This is a genomic window from Gemmiger formicilis (assembly GCF_018784445.1).
GTDB lineage: Bacteria > Bacillota > Clostridia > Oscillospirales > Ruminococcaceae > Gemmiger.
The window spans coordinates 1-1,160 of record NZ_WQOH01000090.1 but is presented as its reverse complement, the minus strand read 5'-3'; the positions used below and the strand labels follow the sequence as shown (position 1 = coordinate 1,160).

Genomic DNA, 1,160 nt, shown 5'->3' with positions numbered 1-1,160 from the left:
GGAAAGTATGGCGCACAGGTGCAGGCGCTGCTGAAAAAAATCTCCGCGCTGGAGATCAAAACGATCTGCCCGCTCCATGGGCCCATGCTCACAGAAGACATGGGAGAGTATCTGCGGCTCTATGATCTCTGGTCACAATGGAAACCGGAAAAACCGGAGGGCATCCTGATCGCTCACGCATCCATCCATGGAAATACCGCATATGCATCGGAGGCCCTCAAGAGCAAGCTGGAGAGAAAAGGTGCGCAAGTCACCATGTGCGATCTGACGGCAACAGACCTTTCCTATGCCGTGACCAGCGCATTCTACTGCGGGAAACTGGTGTTGGCCTGCTCCACTTATGACGGAGGACTGTTCCCGCCCATGAAGGCCTTTTTGGATCATTTACAGACAAAGGGATTCCGAAACCGCCGGATTGGCCTCATGGAAAACGGCTCATGGGCTCCTGCTGCCGCGCGGCTGATGCGCGTCGAGTTGGAAAAGATGAAGGAACTCCGACTGTGTGAAACAGATGTATCGCTGCGCGGCGCACTGAACCAAACCAGCGAAGCGCAGATGGACGCTCTGGTGGCGGAGCTCTGCGCGGAGTAGGCGGCGAGTCTGGCTTCGTCTGTCCGCCCGATGCCTCAAAAGCAAAACATCGTCGCTGATTTATTTAGACAACAATATGGCGTTGAGTGATGCCGAAGCTTTGAAAATGGATCGAAGCGCAGCCGCAGATGTTCTCTGCGGCTGCGCTTTTTGCATTTTGACCACGGTGTAAACGGATGGCTTTGACCGTTGCCCTCGGTTTCTAAGGAGACACGAAGTGTGCTACATGGAAGCGTATGCGGATAAGTCCTTTGATGTGGTGATCGTGTCTAATACATTGTTACAATCTCATTCAGTTCTTGTAACTCATCTTGCTGCAAATAGTTCTTTGCAACAGAAACATCGGCTTTGACTATCTTCCCGTTGGGGGCATTCTTCCATGAGGTCAACCCCATGTGGTCTTTTGTGTGGTCTGCCCGTTGCACAATGACTTCTGCGGCAGTACTGCCATGAACAGCGTAGTGCATTTTATTCTGAACGGTTGCAAAAAAGTCTTTGGTCGTTTTGCTGTCTACCGAGTAATCTACGGCAGTAGCATAAATATCCGTAATTTTCTGGTAAAAGCGGCG

General features: G+C 51.6%; 1 protein-coding gene and 1 pseudogene. One reads left to right on the top strand and one right to left on the bottom strand.

Annotation, left to right across the window (positions count from 1 at the left end; all coding sequences use genetic code 11):
* A pseudogene (locus GPK89_RS16405) lies at window positions 1–591 on the top strand (FprA family A-type flavoprotein); the annotation flags it as partial.
* Between the two features lie 269 nt (window positions 592–860).
* Here the strand turns inward: GPK89_RS16405 and rhuM are convergent.
* The coding region (rhuM, locus tag GPK89_RS15035; RefSeq protein WP_215694391.1) for a RhuM family protein at window positions 861–1,160 on the bottom strand (300 nt) is incomplete at its 5' end.